The organism is Geobacillus sp. WSUCF1 (assembly GCF_000422025.1).
GTDB classification, from domain to species: Bacteria; Bacillota; Bacilli; order Bacillales; family Anoxybacillaceae; genus Geobacillus; species Geobacillus zalihae.
In genome coordinates this window covers 12,546-34,678 of sequence record NZ_ATCO01000074.1, presented here as the reverse complement: position 1 = coordinate 34,678, position 22,133 = coordinate 12,546, and the positions used below count along the sequence as shown (strand labels likewise).

The 22,133-nt window shown below is 49.4% G+C and carries 16 protein-coding genes and 2 pseudogenes; 13 read left to right on the top strand and 5 right to left on the bottom strand.

Annotation, left to right across the window (positions count from 1 at the left end):
• The 3 genes from I656_RS18840 to I656_RS08200 form a co-directional block, all read left to right on the top strand.
• A partial coding sequence (locus I656_RS18840; protein WP_033005578.1) for a winged helix-turn-helix domain-containing protein occupies positions 1 to 426 on the top strand: 426 nt, incomplete at its 5' end.
• 736 nt (positions 427 to 1,162) lie between these two features.
• A complete protein-coding gene (locus I656_RS0115515) occupies positions 1,163 to 1,519 on the top strand; it encodes a hypothetical protein (protein WP_223810865.1) in 357 nt (118 codons plus the stop codon).
• Positions 1,500 to 1,829: a DUF962 domain-containing protein gene (locus I656_RS08200; protein ID WP_020755013.1), complete on the top strand. Its 330-nt coding sequence runs from the start codon at positions 1,500 to 1,502 to the stop codon at positions 1,827 to 1,829. Before I656_RS0115515 ends, I656_RS08200 begins: the two co-directional genes overlap by 20 nt.
• Before the next feature lie 101 nt (positions 1,830 to 1,930).
• Here the strand turns inward: I656_RS08200 and I656_RS08205 are convergent, their stop codons facing one another.
• A complete protein-coding gene (locus I656_RS08205; RefSeq protein ID WP_020755012.1) occupies positions 1,931 to 2,809 on the bottom strand; it encodes an Rpn family recombination-promoting nuclease/putative transposase in 879 nt (292 codons plus the stop codon).
• A gap of 172 nt (positions 2,810 to 2,981) precedes the next feature.
• On the opposite strand from I656_RS08205, the pseudogene I656_RS08210 reads away from it, so the two are divergent.
• The 9 genes and pseudogenes from I656_RS08210 to I656_RS08245 all read left to right on the top strand — a co-directional run bounded on the left by I656_RS08210 (position 2,982) and on the right by I656_RS08245 (position 16,126).
• A pseudogene (locus tag I656_RS08210) lies at positions 2,982 to 3,550 on the top strand (NfeD family protein).
• Between the two features lie 21 nt (positions 3,551 to 3,571).
• The gene (locus I656_RS08215; RefSeq protein WP_015373869.1) at positions 3,572 to 5,092 is read left to right on the top strand and encodes a flotillin family protein; all 1,521 of its coding nucleotides are present in this window, start codon (positions 3,572 to 3,574) and stop codon (positions 5,090 to 5,092) included.
• Positions 5,093 to 5,241: 149 nt separating this feature from the next.
• Entirely contained in the window at positions 5,242 to 6,162 is a 921-nt protein-coding gene (locus I656_RS08220; protein WP_015373870.1) for a diacylglycerol kinase, read from the top strand.
• A 76-nt stretch (positions 6,163 to 6,238) separates the two neighbouring features.
• Positions 6,239 to 7,612, top strand: coding sequence for a 23S rRNA (uracil(1939)-C(5))-methyltransferase RlmD (gene rlmD, locus I656_RS08225; RefSeq protein ID WP_020755007.1), 1,374 nt, complete (start codon positions 6,239 to 6,241; stop codon positions 7,610 to 7,612).
• Between the two features lie 342 nt (positions 7,613 to 7,954).
• Entirely contained in the window at positions 7,955 to 9,409 is a 1,455-nt protein-coding gene (locus I656_RS08230; RefSeq protein WP_013144208.1) for a class I SAM-dependent DNA methyltransferase, read from the top strand.
• Positions 9,406 to 10,599 carry a restriction endonuclease subunit S gene (locus I656_RS08235; protein WP_020755005.1) on the top strand — a complete coding sequence of 398 codons (1,194 nt, stop codon included), beginning with the start codon at positions 9,406 to 9,408 and terminating at the stop codon, positions 10,597 to 10,599. Before I656_RS08230 ends, I656_RS08235 begins: the two co-directional genes overlap by 4 nt.
• A gap of 65 nt (positions 10,600 to 10,664) precedes the next feature.
• A complete protein-coding gene (locus I656_RS08240) occupies positions 10,665 to 14,006 on the top strand; it encodes a DEAD/DEAH box helicase family protein (protein ID WP_033005574.1) in 3,342 nt (1,113 codons plus the stop codon).
• A gap of 120 nt (positions 14,007 to 14,126) precedes the next feature.
• Complete coding sequence (locus I656_RS18635) at positions 14,127 to 14,291, top strand: hypothetical protein (RefSeq protein WP_015373875.1); 165 nt, start codon at positions 14,127 to 14,129, stop codon at positions 14,289 to 14,291.
• 365 nt (positions 14,292 to 14,656) lie between these two features.
• The gene (locus I656_RS08245; protein ID WP_020755003.1) at positions 14,657 to 16,126 is read left to right on the top strand and encodes a sodium:alanine symporter family protein; all 1,470 of its coding nucleotides are present in this window, start codon (positions 14,657 to 14,659) and stop codon (positions 16,124 to 16,126) included.
• A 156-nt stretch (positions 16,127 to 16,282) separates the two neighbouring features.
• Here I656_RS08245 and I656_RS08250 read toward each other — a convergent pair whose 3' ends face one another.
• Positions 16,283 to 16,633: a helix-turn-helix transcriptional regulator gene (locus I656_RS08250; RefSeq protein WP_050572306.1), complete on the bottom strand. Its 351-nt coding sequence runs from the start codon at positions 16,631 to 16,633 to the stop codon at positions 16,283 to 16,285.
• A gap of 81 nt (positions 16,634 to 16,714) precedes the next feature.
• Positions 16,715 to 17,796 (bottom strand): annotated as a pseudogene (locus I656_RS08255) (RNA-guided endonuclease InsQ/TnpB family protein).
• 276 nt (positions 17,797 to 18,072) lie between these two features.
• Between I656_RS08255 and rlmD (I656_RS08260) the strand changes: the two are divergent.
• Positions 18,073 to 19,461: a 23S rRNA (uracil(1939)-C(5))-methyltransferase RlmD gene (gene rlmD / locus I656_RS08260; RefSeq protein WP_033005568.1), complete on the top strand. Its 1,389-nt coding sequence runs from the start codon at positions 18,073 to 18,075 to the stop codon at positions 19,459 to 19,461.
• Between the two features lie 59 nt (positions 19,462 to 19,520).
• Here the strand turns inward: rlmD (I656_RS08260) and sstT are convergent, their stop codons facing one another.
• Positions 19,521 to 20,783: a serine/threonine transporter SstT gene (gene sstT, locus I656_RS08265; RefSeq protein ID WP_033005564.1), complete on the bottom strand. Its 1,263-nt coding sequence runs from the start codon at positions 20,781 to 20,783 to the stop codon at positions 19,521 to 19,523.
• Positions 20,784 to 21,207: 424 nt separating this feature from the next.
• Positions 21,208 to 21,972 carry a sporulation protein gene (locus I656_RS08270; protein WP_020754998.1) on the bottom strand — a complete coding sequence of 255 codons (765 nt, stop codon included), beginning with the start codon at positions 21,970 to 21,972 and terminating at the stop codon, positions 21,208 to 21,210.
• Positions 21,973 to 22,133: the final 161 nt, after the last annotated feature.

Sequence of the window (22,133 nt, the reverse complement as noted above, 5' to 3'; positions counted from 1 at the left end):
TCCATGGTCAACGTGTGCCGACAAACCGTTTCCCATTATGTGTCGCTGTTCAACGAAGGCGGCCTTGAACTCCTGCTTCATCGGGATTTCGCCCCCGGGCGGGAGCCGTTTCTCACCGAAGAACAGCAGGAAAAGATCAAACAGCTTGTATTGACCACCACTCCCGCCGAACTGGGCTGGGACGTCGCCTCGGCGTGGAACACCAAACTCCTGCAATCCTATGTCGCAAAGCAATTCGGTGTTTCCATTTCCCGCGAAGCGCTGCGAAAACTCCTGCACCGCAAAGGGCTGTCGTGGACACGACCGACGTACACACTGGCGAAAGGGAACCCGGATGAGCAAAAGCAATTGGAAAAGCAAATGGATCTGATCAAAAAACTTGATCACCAAGGACACAGAAGATGCCGTTCTTCTGTACATCGATGAAACCCATATCCGCTCTTACCATGTCTTGCGGTCCACATGGTCAGAAGTCGGCCGCCAAAAACAAGTGCCGACGTTCGGCCATCATGCCCACGTATCGCGGTTTGGCGCGGTCAACATCCACGATGGCGAAACGGTGCTTCATCAAACGACTGCCGTGCCAATGCCGCGACGTTCTTGAATTTCTTGAGAATGCTCAAAGAGCGCTATCCAGACCGTCTCATCGTCTTGGTGTTGGATAACGCCCGCATTCAGCTTGTGGAAATGGCTGAAAGACACCGTGATCGCCAATGTGTTTCACAAACATCGAAACGATATCGTCCAGGCCATTGCTCGGTTTGCGGACGACATCCACGAACGTCCGCAGGAAGTGCTGCAACGCTTAGGGTGTGCAGGATGACTGAGAAGTTAACTCTTCATGTTGCATGTATATAGAATTAGGTATTGATTCTCAAGTGCTAAACATAACAAAAGCGAACTGACTGCAGCTGAGCGGGCATGATCCCAAAAATGGAGGAGATCCCGTTCTAAGAGTTACGTCCTTCTGTGTTCCCACACTCTTTCCCGCAACTTGAAAACACAATTCATTATGAAGGGGAGCTTTGTGGGTGCAGGCCAAATGTGTGTTGAACTTGAGCAGCCGCTCCCTCACAGAGGAAGGGAACATCGTTCTAACAGGAAGGAACTCTTTTGGTTCTCATCGAATATGGCCATTATGACGGATGAAAAGGGATTTGAAATGGGCCCGAGTGCGCCGCTATGGATGTCCGTGTTGTACTACATTATGTGCATGGCCACCTTGATTGTCGGTGTGGCGATGCTAGTGAAAGGAACGGTTCGCCGCTTGTATTCGCTCGTTGCGGTGATCGCAGTGCCGCTCTTTTTTCTGAACAATTTTCACACGATCGCCAGGGTCGGCGTCGATCCGTTCGCCTACTGGCAGCAATCCCTCATCGAAGGGCAATGGTGGGCGTGGCTGTCGCTTGTGCTGTTTCTGTACATGATCGGGTACTGGGTGCTGCTCGTTCGCGGCATTCGTGGGCGGCGCGCCGCATCCGTCGAAGGGGGAAAGGGAGATGGGATTCCGCGATTATGAAGAGTTTTGGCCATTTTATTTGACCCAGCACCGCAAACCGGCGACGCGGAGATGGCATTTTGCCGGGACGAGTTTTGTCTTTTTGTTCGTGATCATCGCGATCGTGACGAGGAATGCGTGGTGGCTGCTCGGCGCGCCAATCGCCGCCTATGCGCTCGCCTGGTTCAGCCACTTTTTCATTGAAGGAAACAAGCCCGCCACCTTCGGCCATCCGTTTTGGTCGCTTCGGGCCGATTTTCGCATGTACGGGCTCATGCTTACGGGGCAGCTTGGGCGGGAGTTGGAGCGGCTGGGGATTTCAGAGGAATAAAGCGAAGAACGATGAAAAGACCTTCTCCCTGAAGATGTTCCAAAGTTTGGAGAAATGGGGGGCGGCAACCCGAATGATTCAGGGAGAAGGGGTTTGCCTTCTCATGGCTTCAATTGTTCAATCGTTTCCAGCGGCAGTCCGGTCAGTTCATGGATCGTGTCAGCATCAAATCCTTTTGCCAACATTCGTTTCGCAACATCTAGCTTTGCTTTCTCCATTCCTTTCTCTATTCCTTTTTCCATTCCTTTTTCCATGCCTTTCTGTTCGTATGACACGATGAGTTCCATGACTTTGGCAGCCTCCTTCTCCTCCATGGTCTTCACCTCATTTCGCAGTCGGACTTCTTCTTCCTCCGATAACCGCAAATACGTTTCGAAAAAGCCGAACAACAGACGCTGTCTCGCCTCATCGAGCTCGAGGCGGGCGAGCATGCGCAAAAATTCCTTTTTCACTTCCACCTTCTCCTCTTCATTATACCCCATTTTGCTTAACAGGGCGGCAGCGACCGGGTTGTCATGGCGGATGTATGTGCGCCATGGGAGTTTGGACAATTCCACCGTCAAAAAACGGAAATCGAGAACGGTCAAAAACGGAAACGAAACGGTGAATGAAGATGGTTCATCGCGGATGGCATCATAGCTGAAGATGGCGATCGGAAGAATGCGGCGGCGGTGTTTTTGAAACAAGCGGCTGAAATAAATGAACATTCGCTCTGAAAACGAGGATTGGATGTAGCTTTGATGTTCGATGTGGACGACGATCAGTCCATCTTCTCCTCTCAGCTTCGTCTCGACCAATAAATCGACTCGATGTTTTTCACCCGCGGTGACATCGGTCAGCACTTCTTCTGATAAAAAGGAAAGGTAGTGAAAGTCAATCTGTTCGTGTACGTGAGGAAAGAAGAGGAGAACAAATTCTTCAAAAAAGGTGCTCAACAACTCTTTAAACAGCCGATCGTGGTCAATGCGCGTTTCTGACATGGTCTCCCTCCCGATATGTTTTTAGATTCGCATAGCTTGATTCGCCTTGCACTATGCAAAATCCTGCCGGTCTCCCTGCATTTTTTCTGCTGTTAGAAGAAGGAAATCAGGGAGGATTGTCGAATTTTGATGACATTGGAAAAATGATGAAACCAACGGCTGCCCTCGCCGTATGTATAAGCGAAGGGGAAAGGAGGGAGGGGAGTTGTTCAGCCATTCGCCTGAAGTTGTGTACGGATGGGTGCTTGTCGTCAGTGCGTTGTTGACGGTTTTGTATTTTTTCTTCAGCGATGTGCTTGACGGTTTGTTCGATGTGGCTGATCATCCGCTGTTCAGTCCGCAGCTAGTTTTATCGTTTTTCATTGTTGGCAGCGCGGTCGGATTGCTGGCGGAATGGTACACAGACTGGGCATCGAGCTTGGTTCTATGGCTTGCCATCGGCGCGGCGCTCGTTGTCGTGTTGCTGTTGCACTTTTTCGTTTTTTTGCCGCTTCGGTCGGCGGAAGCGTCGCTTGGGTATACGGACGCCGATTTGGAGGGGGCGCTTGCCAAAGTGATCGTCTCGGTGCCGCCTGACGGATTTGGTGAAATTCTCATCTCCCGCAAAAGCGGGGCGGTGGCCAAACCAGCGAAAAGCCTCCATCGCGAGGAAATCGCTGCGGGGGAAGAAGTCGTCATCGTGCAAATGGAAAACGGCATCGCGTGGTGGCGAGGCACGATCCGTATCAGCTTTCTATCTAACATAACGAAAGGGGAAATGTCATGACTGTTGCACCATGGTTGATTGTCATTGGCGTCGTCGTCTTGCTTCTTGTCGGACTTATTGCCATTTTTATCGCCCGCTACCGCACCGTCGGGCCGGACGAGGCGCTCATTGTGACGGGCAGCTACTTAGGAAGCAAAAACGTTCATGTCGATGAGTCGGGAAACAAAATCAAAATCGTCCGCGGCGGTGGCACGTTTGTTGTGCCGATTTTCCAACAGGCCGAGCCGCTGAGCCTATTGTCGATCAAGCTTGACGTGCAAACGCCCGAGGTGTACACCGAACAAGGCGTGCCCGTGATGGCGGACGGGGTGGCGATCATTAAAGTCGGCAGCTCAATCGGCGAAATCGCGACCGCGGCCGAGCAGTTTTTAGGGAAAACACGTCAAGATATGGAAAACGAAGCGAAAGAAGTGCTCGAAGGCCATCTCCGTTCCATTCTCGGGTCAATGACTGTTGAAGAAATTTACAAAAACCGCGACAAGTTTTCGCAAGAAGTGCAGCGCGTTGCGTCGCAAGATTTGGCGAAAATGGGGTTGGTCATCGTCTCGTTTACGATCAAAGACGTGCGTGACAAAAACGGCTACCTCGATGCGCTCGGGAAGCCGCGCATCGCCCAAGTGAAGCGCGACGCCGACATCGCAACAGCCGAGGCGGAAAAAGAGACGCGCATCAAGCGCGCCGAAGCGGACAAGGAAGCGCGCAAAGCCGAGCTCGAGCGGCTGACGGAAATCGCCGAAGCGGAGAAAATCAACCAACTGAAGCTCGCCGAGTTCCGCCGCGAACAAGACATCGCCAAAGCGCGCGCCGACCAGGCGTATCATTTGGAGGAAGCGAAGGCGAAACAAGAAGTGATGGCCCAACAAATGCAAATCAAAATCATCGAGCGGCAAAAACAAATCGAGCTCGAAGAAAAAGAAATTTTGCGCCGCGAGCGCCAATACGACTCGGAAGTGAAGAAAAAAGCCGATGCCGAGCGCTATGCGATCGAACAAAAAGCGGCGGCGGAAAAGGCGAAACAAATCGCCGAAGCCGATGCGCAAAAGTACCGCGTCGAAACGCTGGCGAAAGCGGAAGCGGAGCGCGTCCGACTCGACGGGTTGGCAAAAGCCGAGGCGGAGAAAGCGAAAGGGGAAGCGGAAGCGGAAATCATCCGACTGAAAGGCCTCGCCGAAGCGGAAGCGAAACAAAAGATCGCCGAAGCGTTCGAGCGCTATGGCCAGGCTGCGGTGCTCGACATGATCATCAAGATGCTTCCGGAGTATGCGAAACAAGTGGCGAGCCCGCTTGCGAACATCGAGAAGCTGACGATCGTCGACACCGGCTCAGGAGCGGGAGGCGGCGCCAACCGCGTCACGGGCTATGCGACGAACTTAATGGCGAGCTTGCAGGAGACGTTGAAAGCGTCGACCGGCATCGATGTGAAGCAGCTGCTCGAGAGCGTCGCCCAGGGTGGAGCGGCCCATGTCCAGCCGCTCGGTGCGCCAGCATCGTCCCAAGAGGCGAAGACAACAGAATGATGCCTATCCTCCCACAGCGCCCTTCGCTTGAACCCGAGGGCGCTGTTTCTCGCCGCCTTGTTCACGACATTCGTCGGAGTTGCGCATCAAGCGTTGTTTCGTTATGATGGGAACGGGTGGAATGGAAAAAAGGAAGTAGGTTGAGAATAATGAAACGAGCTCGAATCATTTATAACCCGACATCAGGGCGGGAGCTGTTTAAGCGCCATTTGCCTGATGTGCTCGTGCGGTTGGAAAAGGCGGGCTATGAAACGTCGTGCCACGCCACCGAAGGGCCGGGGGATGCGACGGAAGCAGCGCGCCAGGCCGTCCTGCGGGAATTTGATCTCGTTGTCGCCGCAGGGGGCGACGGAACGATCAATGAAGTCGTCAACGGCATCGCCGATCAGCCGCATCGGCCGACACTGGGCGTCATTCCCGTTGGGACGACGAACGATTTCGCCCGCGCCATCGGCGTGCCCCGTTCGATTGAAGGGGCGTGCGACGTGATCGCCACGGGCGAGCCCGTCCCGATTGACATCGGCTGTGTGACGAACGAAGACAAAACGCGCTATTTCATCAACATCGCGGGCGGCGGGCGCCTGACCGAGCTCACCTACGAAGTGCCGAGCAAGCTGAAAACGATGCTTGGCCAGCTCGCCTATTACTTGAAAGGGATCGAGATGTTGCCGTCCATCAAGGCGACCGAAGCGCAAATCGAGTATGACGGCAAACTGTTCGAAGGCGAGATTATGATGTTTTTGGTTTCGCTCACGAACTCGGTCGGCGGGTTTGAAAAACTGGCACCCGATTCATCATTGAATGACGGCCTGTTCGATTTTATCATCGTCAAGAAAACGAACTTGGCCGAATTCATCCGCCTTGTCACCCTCGCGGCGCGCGGCGAGCACATCAACGACCCGCACGTCATTTACACGAAAGCGAACCGGGTAAAAGTGCACTCGCCGATGCAGCTGAACTTAGACGGCGAATTCGGCGGCATGCTTCCAGGGGAGTTCGTCAATTTGCGCCGCCATATTGACGTATTGATGCCAAAAGAAAAGGCAGAACAAGTGAGAACAGGAAGATAAGCCTGTTCTTTTCTTATGCCTTTCCCCTATAAAGGGCACGCTACATATACAGAGGAACGGCAGAAAGGAGAACGATATGACGAAGCAACAAGCACCTGTCGCCAAAAACGAGTATTATGACGTCACATTCACCGATTTGACCCACGACGGCCTCGGCGTGGCGAAAGTCGACGGCTTTCCCTTGTTCGTGAAACACGCGCTTCCCGGGGAGCGGGCGAAGGTGAAAGTGATCAAAGTGAAAAAAGGGTACGGGTACGGCCGTCTCATGGAGCTGTACGAACCGAGCCCCGACCGCGTCGAGCCGCCGTGCCCCGTCTATCGCCAATGCGGCGGCTGCCAGCTGCAGCACCTCAGCTATGAAGGTCAGCTGAAGGCGAAGGAAAAGCAGGTAAAAGAAGTGCTCGCCCGCATCGGCAAGCTAGAAGGCGTCACCGTCCATCCCGTCATCGGGATGAAGAACCCATGGCGGTATCGAAACAAGGCGCAAGTGCCGGTCGGCGAGCGCGAAGGGGGCTTGGTCGCGGGCTTTTACAAAGAGCGGAGCCATGAAATCATCGATATGGACGCCTGCCTCATCCAACAAGAGGCGAACGATGTCGTCGTCCAGACGGTGAAGCGCATCGCCGAGCGCTATGGTATTCCCCCATACGACGAAGCTACGCACAAGGGCGTTCTTCGCCATATTGTCGCCCGCTACGGCACGGCGACAGGCGAGGTGATGGTCGTGCTCGTCACCCGCACCGAACGTTTGCCGCATGAACAAGAAATCGTCCGCGCCATCGTCCGCGACATCCCGAACGTCAAATCGATCGTGCAAAACGTCAACCCCGAGCGGACGAACGTCATTTTCGGCGCCAAAACGCGGGTGTTATGGGGAAGCGAGTTCATCACCGACCGCATCGGCGACATCCAATTCGCCATCTCGGCCCGCTCGTTTTACCAAGTCAATCCGGAACAGACGAAAGTGCTGTACGACAAAGCGCTCGAGTACGCTGAGTTGACTGGATCGGAGACGGTCATGGACGCCTACTGCGGCATCGGCACGATCTCGCTCTTTTTAGCGAGAAAAGCGAAGCATGTCTACGGCGTCGAAATCGTCCCCGAAGCGATCGAAGACGCCAAGCGCAACGCCGAGCTGAATGGTATCAGAAACGTCACCTTCGAAGTCGGCGCCGCCGAAGACGTCATCCCGCGTTGGTATCAAGAAGGCATCCGCGCTGACTGCTTGGTCGTTGACCCGCCGCGCAAAGGCTGTGACGCCTCGCTGCTTGAGACGATCATCGCCATGAAGCCGCCCCGCGTCGTCTACGTCTCGTGCAATCCGGCGACACTCGCCCGCGACTTGCGCATCTTAGAAGACGGCGGCTACGAAACGATCGAAGTCCAGCCAGTGGACATGTTTCCGCACACGGCGCATGTGGAGTGTGTGGCGAAAATTCGGTTGAGATAAGACAACGGGCCGGTGGATCCGGCCTTGTTGTTTGCAGTCGAATTGGGCAAACGGCCATGACGACACGAATGACATGATAAAGATTTCATCCGCCTGCAAAACTGGGGGCTGGATGAGATCCATCCTATTGAGAATCCACAACACTTGCAAGTGTTCCTCGAACGGTTATGGTGAACGACTCCCGCTTCATAACAAAGCACAGTGGGAGTTTCTTTGTTCCACAAAGAAAGCCATTCTCCGTCTTTCTGAGCGTCAACCGGTATAAAACGTATTTTTCTTCCCCTTTTGTACCGAAAACCGTATATAATGGAGATTGGAAATCACAAGGAGGTACATAGATACATGCTCACAGGCGAATTGCGCCATAAAGTCGATAAAATATGGGAAACGTTTTGGACAGGCGGCATTACGAACCCGCTGACGGTCATTGAACAGTTTACCTACTTATTGTTCATCAAAGGCTTGGATGAAGTCGAAACACAGCGCGAGCAGGAGGATGCGCTGCTCGGCATTGAATCGGAACGCATCTTTCCTCCCGATAAGCAACACTTGCGCTGGAGCAAATTCAAACATTTTGAAGCCGCCCATATGTACGATGTCGTGTCCAATGAAGTGTTTCCGTTCATCAAAAACTTGCACGGCAATCGGGAATCGGCCTATGCAAAATATATGGGCGACGCCATTTTCATGATCCCGACGCCGCAAATGCTCGTCAAAATCGTCGACGGCATTGACCGCATTCCGATGAAAGACCGCGATACGAAAGGCGATTTGTACGAGTATTTGTTATCGAAAATCGCCACCGCAGGCACGAACGGCCAATTCCGCACCCCGCGTCATATCATTCACATGATGGTCGAACTGATGAAACCGACGCCGGAAGACATCATCGTCGACCCGGCGGCGGGGTCGGCGGGGTTTTTGGTGGCGGCGGGCGAATATTTGCGCAAACATCGCAGTGACTTATTTTTAGTGCAAAGTTTAAAAGAGCATTTTAATAACCATATGTTCTACGGTTTTGATATGGACCGCACGATGTTGCGCATCGGTGCGATGAACATGATGCTCCATGGCATTGAAAATCCGAATATCGAATATCGCGACTCCTTATCGGAACAAAACAAAGATAAGGACAAATACACCCTTGTCCTTGCCAATCCGCCTTTTAAAGGTTCATTAGATTATGATGCAGTTTCAAATGATTTGTTAAAAGTTGTAAAGACAAAGAAAACCGAACTTTTATTTTTGGCATTATTCTTACGCATTTTAAAAACAGGCGGACGTTGCGCGTGCATCGTGCCGGACGGGGTATTGTTCGGCAGCTCGAAAGCGCATAAAGACATCCGTAAAGAAATCGTTGAAAATCATAAGTTGGAAGCGATTATTTCTATGCCAAGCGGCGTGTTTAAACCATACGCGGGCGTATCGACAGCGATTATGATTTTCACGAAAACGGGCGTCGGCGGAACAGATCACGTCTGGTTTTACGACATGAAAGCCGATGGCTACTCGTTGGACGACAAGCGCACCCCGATTGAAGAAAACGATATTCCGGACATCATTGAACGATTCCATAACCGTGAAGCGGAAAAAGAACGGAAGCGCACGGAGCAGTCGTTCTTTGTTCCGGTGGAAGAAATTCGTGAAAACGACTATGACCTTTCGATTAACAAGTATAAAGAGATTGAGTATGAAGAAGTGGAGTATGAAGCGCCTATGGAAATAATTAAAAGAATTAAGGTACTGGAAGAAGAAATTAGAGAGGGTATTGTTGAGCTGGAAGGAATGATCAAATGATAAGGACTAAATATAAAGTATTAAAGTTAGAAGATATTGCTGTTAATAGCAAAAATGCAATTGTTGATGGTCCCTTCGGATCGGCATTAAAAGTAAAAGATTACGTTGATGATGGGATACCCGTTTTACAGGGGAAAAATATTAGTAACTTTCAATTTAATTTTTCAGATATAAGATATATAACTCCTCAAAAAGCGCAGGAATTAATTAGAAGTAAAGTTGAAGTAGGAGATATATTATTTGTAAAAATAGGTTCAATTGGTTATTCAGCAGAAGTAACTGATTTAAACGGGTACCCTTTTGCTATTATCCCAGCTAACTTAGCAAAAGTTTCTATTGATTATAGTAAAGTTGATAAAAACTATTTACTCTTTTGGTTAAGATCTGATACAGTTGTCAATTATTTGAAGAAAAATGCATCTAAGACTGCTCAGCCGGCTTTAAGTCTAGGGAAAATTAAACAAATACCGGTTGTTATGCCTTCTCTTGAGACACAAAAAAAGATTAGTGCTGTTTTGTTGAAAGCCCAAGAACTTATCGACAAACGAAAAGCTCAAATTGAAGCGTTAGATCAATTAACGCAAAGTGTGTTTTTGGAGATGTTTGGGGATCCTGTTACCAATAAAACATGGGAGAGACGACCACTTAAAGATATTGCAGATGTAAGGGATGGAACACACGATTCGCCTAAGTATGTTCCAAACGGTTATCCTTTAGTAACTTCTAAAAATATTAAAAACGGGAAAATAGATTTAAGTAATGTAAACTACATCTCGGAAGAAGACTTTATAAATATTAATAAGAGGTCTAAGGTTGATGTGGGAGATATTATTATGCCGATGATTGGTACAATCGGAAATCCAATTATTGTTGATGAACAGCCAAATTTTGCGATAAAGAATGTAGCATTAATAAAATTTAATAATCCTCTTGTGGTCAATATATACCTAAAATATTTACTGGATTCACATTATCTTGATTATATTCTCAATAAAAATAAACGTGGAGGAACACAAAAGTTCTTGTCTTTAACGGATATAAGAAATATGGAAATTCCGTTGCCGCCAAGAGATTTGCAAGACAAATTTTCTGAAATAGTAAAAAAAATTGATTCCCAGAAGTCAATTCTTCACAAGAGCTTGAGAGAGCTAGAAAAAAAATTTCAACTCCCTCATGCAAAGGGCGTTTAAGGGAGAATTATTTAACGATTAGTAAGTGTAAAAGGAATTCGTGCTGGTCAAGGGAGGGGTGTTTGTTGTTATCCAACTTTCATTTTTTAATAGGAAAACCTCATTATGAGAACTTTACGAATGCGTGTTTAGAGGCGGAGAAAAGTTTAGTTGTGAGTCCGGCGACGTGCGCGATTTTGACGCGCCGCGCGCTGGAGCTCGCGGTGAAGTGGGTGTACAGTTTTGACAGCGCATTGAAAGTTCCGTATCAAGATAATCTTTCCAGTTTGATTCATGACAACGTCTTTTTGTCCATTATTGATGAAGACTTGTTGCCGTTGTTGCGTTACATTGTCAAACTGGGAAATGTCGCGGTTCATACGAACTCGATGATTACGAGGGAAGAAGCGATTCTTTCCCTGCATCATCTTCATCAGTTTGTGTCTTGGATTGATTATTGTTATTCCGATGAATATACGGCTACGGACTTTGACGAATCATTGCTGCCAATCGGCGAGGAAAAGCGCGAGCGTCCAGAAGAATTGAAAGATTTATACGAACGGCTAAGTTCCAAAGACAAGCGTCTTGAGGAAATGATGAAAGAAAACGAACAGCTCCGCGCTCTTCTTACCGCCAAACGGGAAGCGAATACAAAAGAGTATCACTTCCAAGTGGATGAACTGAGCGAATGGGAAACAAGAAAGAAATATATTGATTTAGATTTGAAGCTTGCTGGTTGGGAATTTAAAAAGGACGTTATTGTGGAATACCCTGTCGTTGGCATGCCAAATCAAGAAGGAGTCGGCTATGTCGATTACGTCCTTTTTGGCGACAACGGGAAGCCGCTTGCGGTTATCGAAGCGAAACGGACAACCGCTGACCCGAACAAAGGAAAGCAACAGGCGAAATTGTACGCCGACTGCATTGAGAAAATGCACGGTCAACGTCCGATTATTTTTTACACAAACGGTTTTGAAACGTATATTTGGGACGACCTTAACTATCCGGCGCGGAGAGTTTCCGGTTTTTACAATAAGGAAGAATTAAGCTTGCTTATTGATCGACGGACGATGAAGCGGCCGTTGCGAAATGTGCAAATCAATGACAACATTACGAATCGCTATTATCAAAAAGAAGCGGTTTTAGCCGTATGTGACGCGCTTGAGAACAAACGGCGCAAAGCATTGCTTGTCATGGCGACGGGGAGCGGCAAAACCCGGACGGCGATTTCGATTGTCGATGTTCTTACCCGTCATAATTGGGTAAAAAATATTTTGTTTTTAGCGGACCGCAAAACGCTGGTAACGCAAGCGAAAAATAGCTTTGGCCATTTGTTGCCGAACTTGACGCTTTGCAATTTGCTCGATAACAAAGACAATCCAGAGGAAAGCCGCATGGTGTTTTCGACGTACCCGACGATGATGAACGCGATTGACGAAGCGAAGCGAAAAGACGGCAAACGCCTCTTTACCGTCGGGCATTTTGATTTAATTATCGTCGATGAATCCCACCGCAGTATTTATAAGAAATATCGGGCTATTTTTGACTATTTTGACGCGATATTGCTTGGGCTTACCGCCACGCCAAAAGATGAAATTGACCGCAATACGTATGAAGTGTTTGATTTGGAAAACGGCGTGCCGACGTATGCGTACGAGTTGGACCAGGCGGTGCAAGACGGCTATTTAGTCGATTACCGAACTATTGAAACAAAGCTTAAATTTTTGGAAGAGGGCATTCATTACGATGAGTTGTCGGATGAAGAAAAAGAGCGGTATGAAGAAACGTTTGATGATGAAGTAGGCGAGGATATTGACAGTACCGCGTTAAACGAATGGCTGTTCAACGATGATACGATTGATACGGTACTGAGAGATTTAATGGAAAAAGGAATTCGCGTCGAAGGCGGAGACAAACTCGGCAAAACGATTATTTTTGCGAAAAACCATCGCCATGCGGAACGGATTGTGGAGCGCTTTGATCAATTGTTCCCTGAATACAAGGGCGGCTTTGCACGGGTCATTGATTACAGCGTGAACTACTACCAAACCTTAATCGATGATTTTTCCGACCGTAACAAATGGCCGCAAATTGCGGTATCGGTCGATATGCTCGATACGGGAGTAGATATTCCGGAAGTCGTCAACCTTGTGTTCTTCAAGAAAGTGCGCTCCAAATCAAAGTTTTGGCAAATGATTGGGCGCGGAACCCGTTTATGCAAAGACTTATTCGGAGTCGGGCAAGATAAAACGCATTTCCTTATTTTTGATTATTGCGGCAACTTTGAGTTTTTCCGCGAAAATCCAAAAGGAATCGAAGGAAAAGCGGTGGAAAGTTTAACCGAGCGCCTGTTTAACGCCAAAGTCGATATCATTAAGGAGCTTCAGCATTTACAATACCAAGAAGAAGAGTATATTGCCTATCGCAATGAATTGATTGACGAGGTGCTAGCGGAAATCAATAAGTTAAACGAAGAAAACTTCCGCGTACGCCAACATATTCAATACGTACACAAGTTTAAAAACCGGACTAAATGGGACTCCTTAACGGCGATAGATGTTAATGAAATCAAAGAACATATTTCGCCGCTGATTGTTCCGTTGAATGATGATGAATTTGCGAAACGTTTTGATTTACTCATGTACACGATTGAGTTGGCAAAACTGCAAACGAAAAATGCGACGAAGCCAATTCGGAGTGTGATTCGTACTGCAGAGGCATTGTCGAAACTCGGTTCGATTCCTCAAGTGATGGAACAAAAATATATCATCGAAAAGGTGCAGACGGAAGAGTTTTGGATCGAAGCCGATATTTTCGAATTGGAAGCCGTTCGCGAAGCGTTGCGTGATTTAGTGAAATTCCTTGAAAAAGAAACGCAAAAAATTTACTATACGAACTTTAAAGACCAAGTCTTAGAGGTCAAAGAAAACGGTCCGATGTTTAATGTCAATGATCTGAAAAATTATCGGAAAAAGGTTGAACATTATCTGCACGAACACCGCGACCAGATGACCATTTACAAGTTGCGAAATAATAAAAAGCTAACAGTCCAAGACTTAAAAACGTTGGAGCATATTCTTTGGAATGAGCTTGGCACACAGGAAGATTATAAAAGAGAATTCGGAGACACACCGATTACAAAACTCGTCCGCCAAATCGTCGGCCTTGACCCACAGGCCGCCAACGAAGCGTTTTCCGAATTTTTATCAAGCGAACGGTTGAACATCCAACAAAGCCGTTTTGTCAAATTGATCATCGATTACTTTGTGAAAAATGGAGTCATGGACAAGCGGGTGCTGCAGGAAGAACCGTTCAAAACCGTCGGCAGCATTGTTGAACTCTTTCAAGACAACATGGATGACGCGCGGAGGATCATTCGCATTATCGATGAGATTAACCGAAATTCGGAAGAAATTGCGGGGGCGTGAGCGGTGGATGTCATCAACCGAGAAGTGGTTCTATTGGGGATGGATGAATCACGGCCATGATGGCACGGATGGAAAAACGCTGTCTTTCCTAGGGGCAGTGCACGATAAGGAGCGCTGAACGTGAGCATTTCGTCTCTCATTTTGCTTTTGTTGGTCATGTCGATCGTGTTGTTCGTGTATGGTGTTGTCCAAAAGAGCAAAGCCGCGAAACGGATCGCCTTTGGCCTCTTCGTCGCATCGGTCGGATTGGCCGGTTTTGTCGTGTTTCTCATCGGCTATATGTAACAACAGCCAAAGCCGAACACGCTGTTCTGTGTGTTCGGCTTTGCGTTTGCGGCGATTCAGATGGGGATCATTGGGGGAGATGGGGCTCGCGCTCAAGGCCTCAAGGACTGGCATTAGGGGACCGTTCGAGGCGGATTTCTCTGTCTTGCCTCATCTATCATTTTTGGGCTTCAAAGTTATTTTTAAAAAAGCGAAGAAAGTCGTTCATTTTTCTACACGAGGACAAGCGCAGGAAATATAAAGAAAATGCAGAAAAGAATGATATATGAAAAAAATTATTGAAGCTGAAATGTGTAATATTTATAATATTATTTAAGTTGTGTGTTGTACAACAAAAATAATCAGCTGGCATAGGAGGGATTGGGTTGATTGAAAAGCTTGTAGAAACGGTGAACGGGTGGCTATGGAGTCCTTTTTTGATTGCATTCATTGTTTGTTGCGGTTTGTATTTTAGCATTCGCACCCGTTTCCTGCAAATCCGCCATGTGAAAGAGATGGTCCGGCTTGTGACGACGGGGAAAAGCTCTGAGGCCGGGGTGTCTTCTTTCCAGGCGTTGACGATGTCGTTGTCCGGCCGCATCGGCGTCGGGAACGTGGCCGGGACGGCGACGGGGATTGCGTACGGGGGGCCGGGCGCGGTCTTTTGGATGTGGGTGATCACCTTTATCGGAGCGGCGACCGCGTATGTCGAGTCGACGCTGGCGCAAATTTATAAAGAGGAACAAGACGGACAATACCGCGGCGGTCCGGCGTTCTACATTGAAAAAGGCCTTGGCTGGAAATGGTTTGCGGTGGTGATCGCCGCGGCGATCATTCTCTCGATGGCGGTGCTGATGCCGGGAATTCAAGCAAACTCGATTGCCGACAGCTTTTCGAATGCGTTTGGCATTCCGAAATTGGTGACGGGAATTTTCGTGATTGCCGTTCTTGGCTTTACGATTTTTGGCGGAGTGAAGCGGATCGCGAAAACGGCGGAAATTGTCGTGCCGTTTATGGCAGTTGGCTATTTGTTGGTCGCGATTGCCATTATTGCGGCCAATATTGAGAAAGTCCCGGATGTGTTTGGTTTGATTTTCAAAAGCGCGTTTGGCGCTGATCAAGTGTTTGGCGGCATTCTTGGTTCGGCGGTGATGTGGGGGGTCAAACGCGGCCTTTATGCGAATGAAGCGGGGCAAGGGACGGGCGCCCACCCGGCAGCGGCGGCGGAAGTGTCCCACCCGGCCAAGCAGGGGCTTGTGCAGGCGTTTTCGATTTATTTGGATGTGTTCTTGGTCGTGACGGCGACGGCGCTGATGATTTTGTTTACAGGTCAATACAATGTGATCAATGAAAAAACGGGAGAGACGATTGTCGAGCATTTGAAAGGGGTGGAACCGGGCGCAGGGTATACGCAGGCGGCGGTGGACACGCTCTTCCCGGGATTCGGGTCGGCCTTTATTGCGATCGCTCTGTTCTTCTTCGCGTTTACGACGATGTACGCGTATTACTATATTGCCGAGACGAACCTCGCCTATTTGGTGCGCAGTGAAAAGAGGGGAACGGCCTTCTTTGCCTTGAAGCTCATCTTTTTGGCGGCCACGTTCTATGGAACGGTCAAAACGGCGACGACGGCGTGGGCGATGGGCGACATCGGGCTTGGCATCATGGTGTGGCTCAACTTGATTGCGATCTTGTTGTTATTTAAACCGGCCTATATGGCCTTGAAAGATTACGAAGAACAGCTGAAGCAAGGGAAAGATCCGGAGTTCAACGCGTCGAAATACGGAATCAAGAATGCGGAATTCTGGGAAAATGGATATAAGAGATGGGAAGAAAAGAAAGAGAAGGCATTGTAACAGGTTGATTGGTTGGAGTCGACGGTGTCCCGGATGCAGCGGGACACCCTTTTTTCATCATCATCTATATGGATTAAGGAACACTTTCGTTAGACATTCTCTAGGATGGGCATCCTCGAACCATCTTGACCCCTGTGAATTCATGCGATTTTGCCATTATGATGGCTCCTCATCCGCTTCCACCACACGCTTGAGAGCCGCAAGCCGTTCATCCCAATACCCTTCAAAGAAGGAAAGCCACGTTTTCAGTTCGACGAGAGGTTCGGGCTCCAGCCTGTACCTTGTTTCACGTCCCGTTTTCCGACAGCTGCCCAACCTTGCTTTATTGACAGCTGTGCGGCTGATCGGGAAGGATTTGGCAATCGCGGCAATCGACAATTCGTTGTCCGCGAGCATCTGCAACATCTGGCGGCGGATTGGATCGGCGATGGCGTGAAACACATCGTGCTTCGGCGCGGAAACGGTTCGTTTATCCTTCGAGATATGCGGGAAGTTTTTGGTTGACAATGTTCTCCCACCCGTCATCCATAATCTTGCGAACGACTGTGTCAACTACCCAACGGCTAAAGCCGTGGGCTTGCAACTAGCCTAATTGGCTGCCGCGTTCGGCTGGTTGACAGCAGCCCTGCGGATGTTTTCCGCAGCCACGTTGTCGGCAGGGGCAGCGTACCCACAAGCTCGACAACAAAACTGATCCCTTGACGGTCTGTTTTCTTTGGCCACATGTCCGCAAACCGGACAGGTGCGGGAAGTATTTTTTGGATGAACCAATACCACCGGCACGCCAGCGATCGCCGCTTTATACTCAATAAACTTTCTCAACTGATAAAAAGACCAAGAAGAGTGTTGACGACGCTGTTGCTTTTTAACCGTTTTCTCGGTGCGTTGGCGGATGCCCTTTAAATCTTCAAGGGCAATGCCGCATCCGAGTGCCTTTGCCTTTTCAACAATCTTCTTGCTAATGCAGTGGTTCACATCACGGGCAAATAGTTTTTCCTTCTTGGAACGCTTTTTAAGCAGGCGTTTCGCTGACTTGGTGCCTTTCTTTTGGAGTTTGGCGCGAAGTTTCGCATGGCGGCGGCGCAGCCCGTTGACCTTCGAGCCGGAAAATACCTCACCGGTGCTATCGACGGCGATATTAATGATGCCAAGGTCCACACCGATAAATCCGTTTTCGGAATTGGGCTGGCCTTCGGGAACGTCCACCACGAGCAGTAAATAAAAAATACCGTTTTGAAGGACTAAATCGGCTTGACCCCGAACACGGTTGCCACACAGCAAACCTTGATGGTAGCGGCTAATGACCATAGGGATTTCCATTCTTCCTTGCAAGGTAAGGATGGAAGCATACTCTAACCCTTTAAAGGACAGGATTCTTTCATCATACACGATGGCACCGGTTTCTTTAAAGTTATGCAAGGTTTTTTTATCCAAACGATAGCTTTCCGACACTTTGCCGATGGCACGAACGGTCATTTGGCAGAGAGGCCAAATTTTTCCCTGACGTCATAGTAGCAAAGCCGCTGGATTTTCGTTTTGGAAAAGGTTCTGGAGCGAAAAGCAATCTCGCTAATATAGTTGCATGCTTGGTTAAACCGTTTCATTGTTTCCAGCAGCGCATGAAACTGTTCAAGAGTTGGCATTAATTTAATCTTGAGAGTGCAGAGCATTCTTGATTCACCTACCTTTCTAAATCCAGTGTACTTATATTGAACGAAAAATTCAATATATACTGAAAATATAAACCCCGCCTTCCTCCCACAGCTAAAGCAGTGGGCTTCCGGCGGATGTTCTCGTGAATTCCGTTTTTCCGTCTTCCAATGCGTCTTCCAATGCTTTTCATTCCCAATCTTTTCCCCTGCGCGAAGTTTCTTTGGATTCGTCCACTGATCGTGTACAATACATAAAGGGTGACAACATCGTTCATCTCGGAAGGAGGAAAGACATTGACAGACAGCGGAAAACAATCGTTCATTACGGACATTCATCAGTTGGATAAAAAAGGAGCGGGACAAGCGGTCGTTTGGCAGGAAGAAGAAGGGAGGAGAAAAAAGCTCAAACTCACTGTTCCGTCCACGCTTCCTGGTGAAAAGGTGCGGGTTTTGATCGATTGGCCGAAACGCCGGAGGGCCCATGCCCGAGTGGAAGAAGTGATCGAGCGGCATCCAGAGCGGCTCGATCCGCCGTGTCCGCACTTTGACCGCTGCGGCGGCTGTGTCTGGCAGCACTGGCGCTATGAGGGACAGCTGCGGCATAAGACCGAACAGGTGAAGGCGCTGCTTGCCCAGCACGGATTTGATCCGGACGTTGTGCGCGAGACGATCGGGATGGAACATCCGTGGCATTACCGCAATAAAATGGAGTTTACGTTCTCTCCTGAGGGCCTGCTTGGACTGCACGAGCAAGGGAATTTCCGGCAAGTGATTTCGTTGGAGACATGTCTCATTGCCGGCGAGAAGATCGTCAAAGCCGCTATGGAAGTGGCGCGTTGGGCGCGCGATCATCAGCTGCCTGGGTATCACAAAGACACCCATGAAGGGCTGCTTCGCCACGTCATGGTGCGCGAGTCGTTTGCGACAGGAGAGGTGATGGTGGCGCTCTTTGCGACCGAGGCGCCGGAAGGGGAGTTGAAAGAAGCGGCGGCTGATTTGACGGAGCGGGTCACGAAGGCGCTCCCAGACGTGAAAAGTTTGCTTTGGCTGGAGAATCGGGCGTGGGCCGACCGCACCCAGGCGGAACGAACGCACGTGCTGGCCGGACGGGATTTCATTTACGATGAATTGTGCGGGTTCCGCTACCGTCTTTGGTTTGATACGTTTTTCCAAACGAACCCGGTGCAGGCGGCCAAATTGGTTGAACTGGCGTTGGAGATGGGCGAGCCCAAGCCCCATGAGAAAATGATCGATCTCTTCTGCGGAGTCGGCACGTTTTCCTTGCCGTTCGCCAAGCGGGTGAAGGCGTTGGCGGGCATTGAAATTGTGGAAACGTCGATCGAGTCGGCGAAACGAAACGCGAAAGACAACGGCGTTGACAATACGTACTTTTTGGCACGGGATGCGCGGCGCGGGATTGATGACGTGTTGGAGCAGTTCGGGCGGCCGGAGCTGCTGCTTTTGGATCCTCCACGTTCTGGCGCAGGCGGAAAAGTGATGCGCAAAATCGGCCGGGCGCAACCAAAGCGGGTGGTGTATGTCTCCTGCAATCCGGAGACGTTTGTGGCTGATATTGCGGAGCTAGCCCCGTTCGGCTATGTGTTGAAAACTGTCCAACCGGTGGACATGTTTCCGCATACGGCGCATGTCGAGTGCTGTGCGTTGCTTGTCAAATCATCATAAATCAGGAAAAGCCCGTTCCCCCCAAGTGAGAGGGAAACGGGCTTTATACAAGAAGGGTTTCAGTTGCCACCCGCTCGTTTTGCATGAAATTCAGCTTCGATGATGACGGCGGTTTTTTCTTTGCGTCTCTTCGCATATTCCGCTGTTGCGGTGAAAAGAACATCGGAAGAGGAGTTCAGGGCCGTTTCACATGAATCTTGCAACACGCCAATGATAAAACCAACCCCTACTACTTGCATGGCAATATCATTTGGGATGCCAAACAAACTGCATGCCAACGGGATAAGGAGAAGCGAGCCGCCCGCGACGCCGGATGCCCCTGCAGCGGCGATGGTGGAAAGAATGCTAAGAATCAGCGCTGTACCTAGATCGACTTCAATCCCCAATGTGTGAACCGCAGCAAGCGTCAACACGGAAATCGTAACGGCGGCGCCAGCCATATTAATCGTTGCACCGAGAGGGATCGAGACCGAATACGTATCTTTGTTTAATCCGAGTTTTTCAGCCAAATTCATATTCACCGGAATGTTTGCGGCCGAGCTGCGCGTAAAGAAGGCGGTTATTCCGCTTTCCCGAATGCATCTCCACACGAGCGGGTACGGATTTTGGCGAATGTTCACAAAGACAATCAGCGGATTCATGACGAATGCCACGAAAAACATCGTCCCAAGAAGAACGGCCAATAACTTTCCGTATTCGATGAAAGCGGAAAGCCCGTTGGTGACCATCGCGTCAAAAACAAGCCCCATGATTCCGATGGGTGCCAAATTGATGACCCATGTGACAATGTTTGAAATGGCGTCAGAAAAACTGGCGATGACGTTTTTGACCGTCTCCGGCGCAGGTCTTAATGCGATACCAAGCAGCACCGCCCAAGTCAGGATACCGATATAATTCGCATTGATCAGTGCATGAATAGGGTTATCAACAATATTAAGCAACAATGACTGAAGTACCTCTGTTATGCCGCTAGGGGGAGAGATATCTTTCATCCCTTCAGCTAAAGATAAATGAACCGGAAAGATGAAGCTGGCCACGACGGCGGTAAGACCGGCTAAGAACGTGCTGGCCCCGTATAGGACAAGAATGTGTTGGATATTTGTTTTTTGGCCGCTTTGATGGCGGGAAATGGCGGAGACCACGAGAAAGAACACCAATACGGGTGCGACGGCCTTTAGAGCGCTGACAAACAAGGAACCAAAAATGGACACCCATTTTGTTGATTCCGGGACGGCCATGGCGAGGACAATCCCGATGATGATACCGACAAGGATACGTCTGACAAGGCTAAGCTGATTCCACCTTACAATGAGTTGCTTCATAACGTTCCTCCTGACACTCATGGATGATCAAGAATGAAATTCACCGTACATGCACAAGTGTTTTCCAGTGGTGAACAAACACTATTTTAGCATGAATATTAGTGATTAACGAATAGATTGTTATATTAGAATAGTTTGAATTATCCAAACGTTGCATTGCCTTTTGCGCTTATGGCAAGGTCGAAAAAGAAGCCAGCCGCGATGGGGCTGACATCGGTTGCAAAGCAAAAAGCTCACTGAATCCTAGCCGTATGAATCAAAATAAAACAAAAGGAGTGTGTGGTGCAATTTGAAATTGTAGTAATGTGGTTTTTGCAGAACAGTTGGGTCGACTGCAGGGAAGATAGACAAGCTTTTCACTGCATCCGTATAGCACATAGTACAAAAGGGCCGAGTGGCCCCTTCGTTTTTTGCCCCTTTTAGCTCAGCTATACCGGCTAATTGCATTCGCCAACCGTTGCGCCAATGAAGCGACATCGCTCGGCCCATAGGTGAACCGGACAAGCGTTTCGTCCATATCAAGCGCCTCGGAAAGCAATCCAGCAAACCCGCGCGCTTTGCGGTCAATCTCTAAAATGGCTTCAACCCCATGCTCGGAGACAAAGAAAATGGCCTCCAGTTCGTCAAGTCGGCCTTTAAACGGTCCGCTTGCCGGCTTGAATTCAAACTCTTGGACAAACGGCAGCCGCCGTTGCCAATAGCGCGGCGCTTGTTCGCATTGCACATGGCGAAGGCGGAAACCTAATTGGCGGGCCGCCTCGAGAAACGCGGCGACAAGCGGGTGCGGCTCGATGGTGAGATAGTCGCGGTCTTGCGGGTCGAGCGCCATTTTAATGTCAAGGCCGGTTTGCAGCCATACCCGCGAAGAACCGAGCGTGACCGGTACGTCGTACGGCAAGGCGAATTGAAACGGGATCGTTTTCGTTTCGTTCGGCGCGATCGTCAGCGGGCCGCTCACTTTGTAGCGCGCCAGCACGGCTTTTTCTTCAAATTTCTTATCATCGATTTCGCGGATGTACGTTGTGACTAATGCCAAATAAATTTCATCAATGTGCTGTTCGACGCTGCCGCCGCGAATGTCGACAACCCCTTCGACGGTTTCGCCTTGGACATATTGCGCTTTGGCGAGCTTCGTATCAACAGTGGCGGCACCGATGCCGATCGAACTTAACAGTTTTTTGAACAACACGTTCTCCCCCTTGTCAGCGATTTCAGTTGAGAATACGGAGCACCTGGTGAAAAGGTTCTGCTCTTCTTTAAAGTTAACATAACGACTAAAGGGGTTCCACTGTTTTGGAAAGCGAGACGGTTTTTGCTAAAATGGCGTATATGGATGAGAAGGGCGGGTCA

Bases quoted from the DNA above. Each gene is read 5' to 3' on its own strand.
- I656_RS0115515 (WP_223810865.1), top strand. From the start codon at position 1,163: ATGGGCCCGAGTGCGCCGCTATGGATGTCCGTGTTGTACTACATTATG.
- I656_RS08200 (WP_020755013.1), top strand. From the start codon at position 1,500: ATGGGATTCCGCGATTATGAAGAGTTTTGGCCATTTTATTTGACCCAG.
- I656_RS08205 (WP_020755012.1), bottom strand. From the start codon at position 2,809: ATGTCAGAAACGCGCATTGACCACGATCGGCTGTTTAAAGAGTTGTTG.
- I656_RS08215 (WP_015373869.1), top strand. From the start codon at position 3,572: ATGACTGTTGCACCATGGTTGATTGTCATTGGCGTCGTCGTCTTGCTT.
- I656_RS08220 (WP_015373870.1), top strand. From the start codon at position 5,242: ATGAAACGAGCTCGAATCATTTATAACCCGACATCAGGGCGGGAGCTG.
- rlmD (WP_020755007.1), top strand. From the start codon at position 6,239: ATGACGAAGCAACAAGCACCTGTCGCCAAAAACGAGTATTATGACGTC.
- I656_RS08230 (WP_013144208.1), top strand. From the start codon at position 7,955: ATGCTCACAGGCGAATTGCGCCATAAAGTCGATAAAATATGGGAAACG.
- I656_RS08235 (WP_020755005.1), top strand. From the start codon at position 9,406: ATGATAAGGACTAAATATAAAGTATTAAAGTTAGAAGATATTGCTGTT.
- sstT (WP_033005564.1), bottom strand. From the start codon at position 20,783: ATGAAGCAACTCATTGTAAGGTGGAATCAGCTTAGCCTTGTCAGACGT.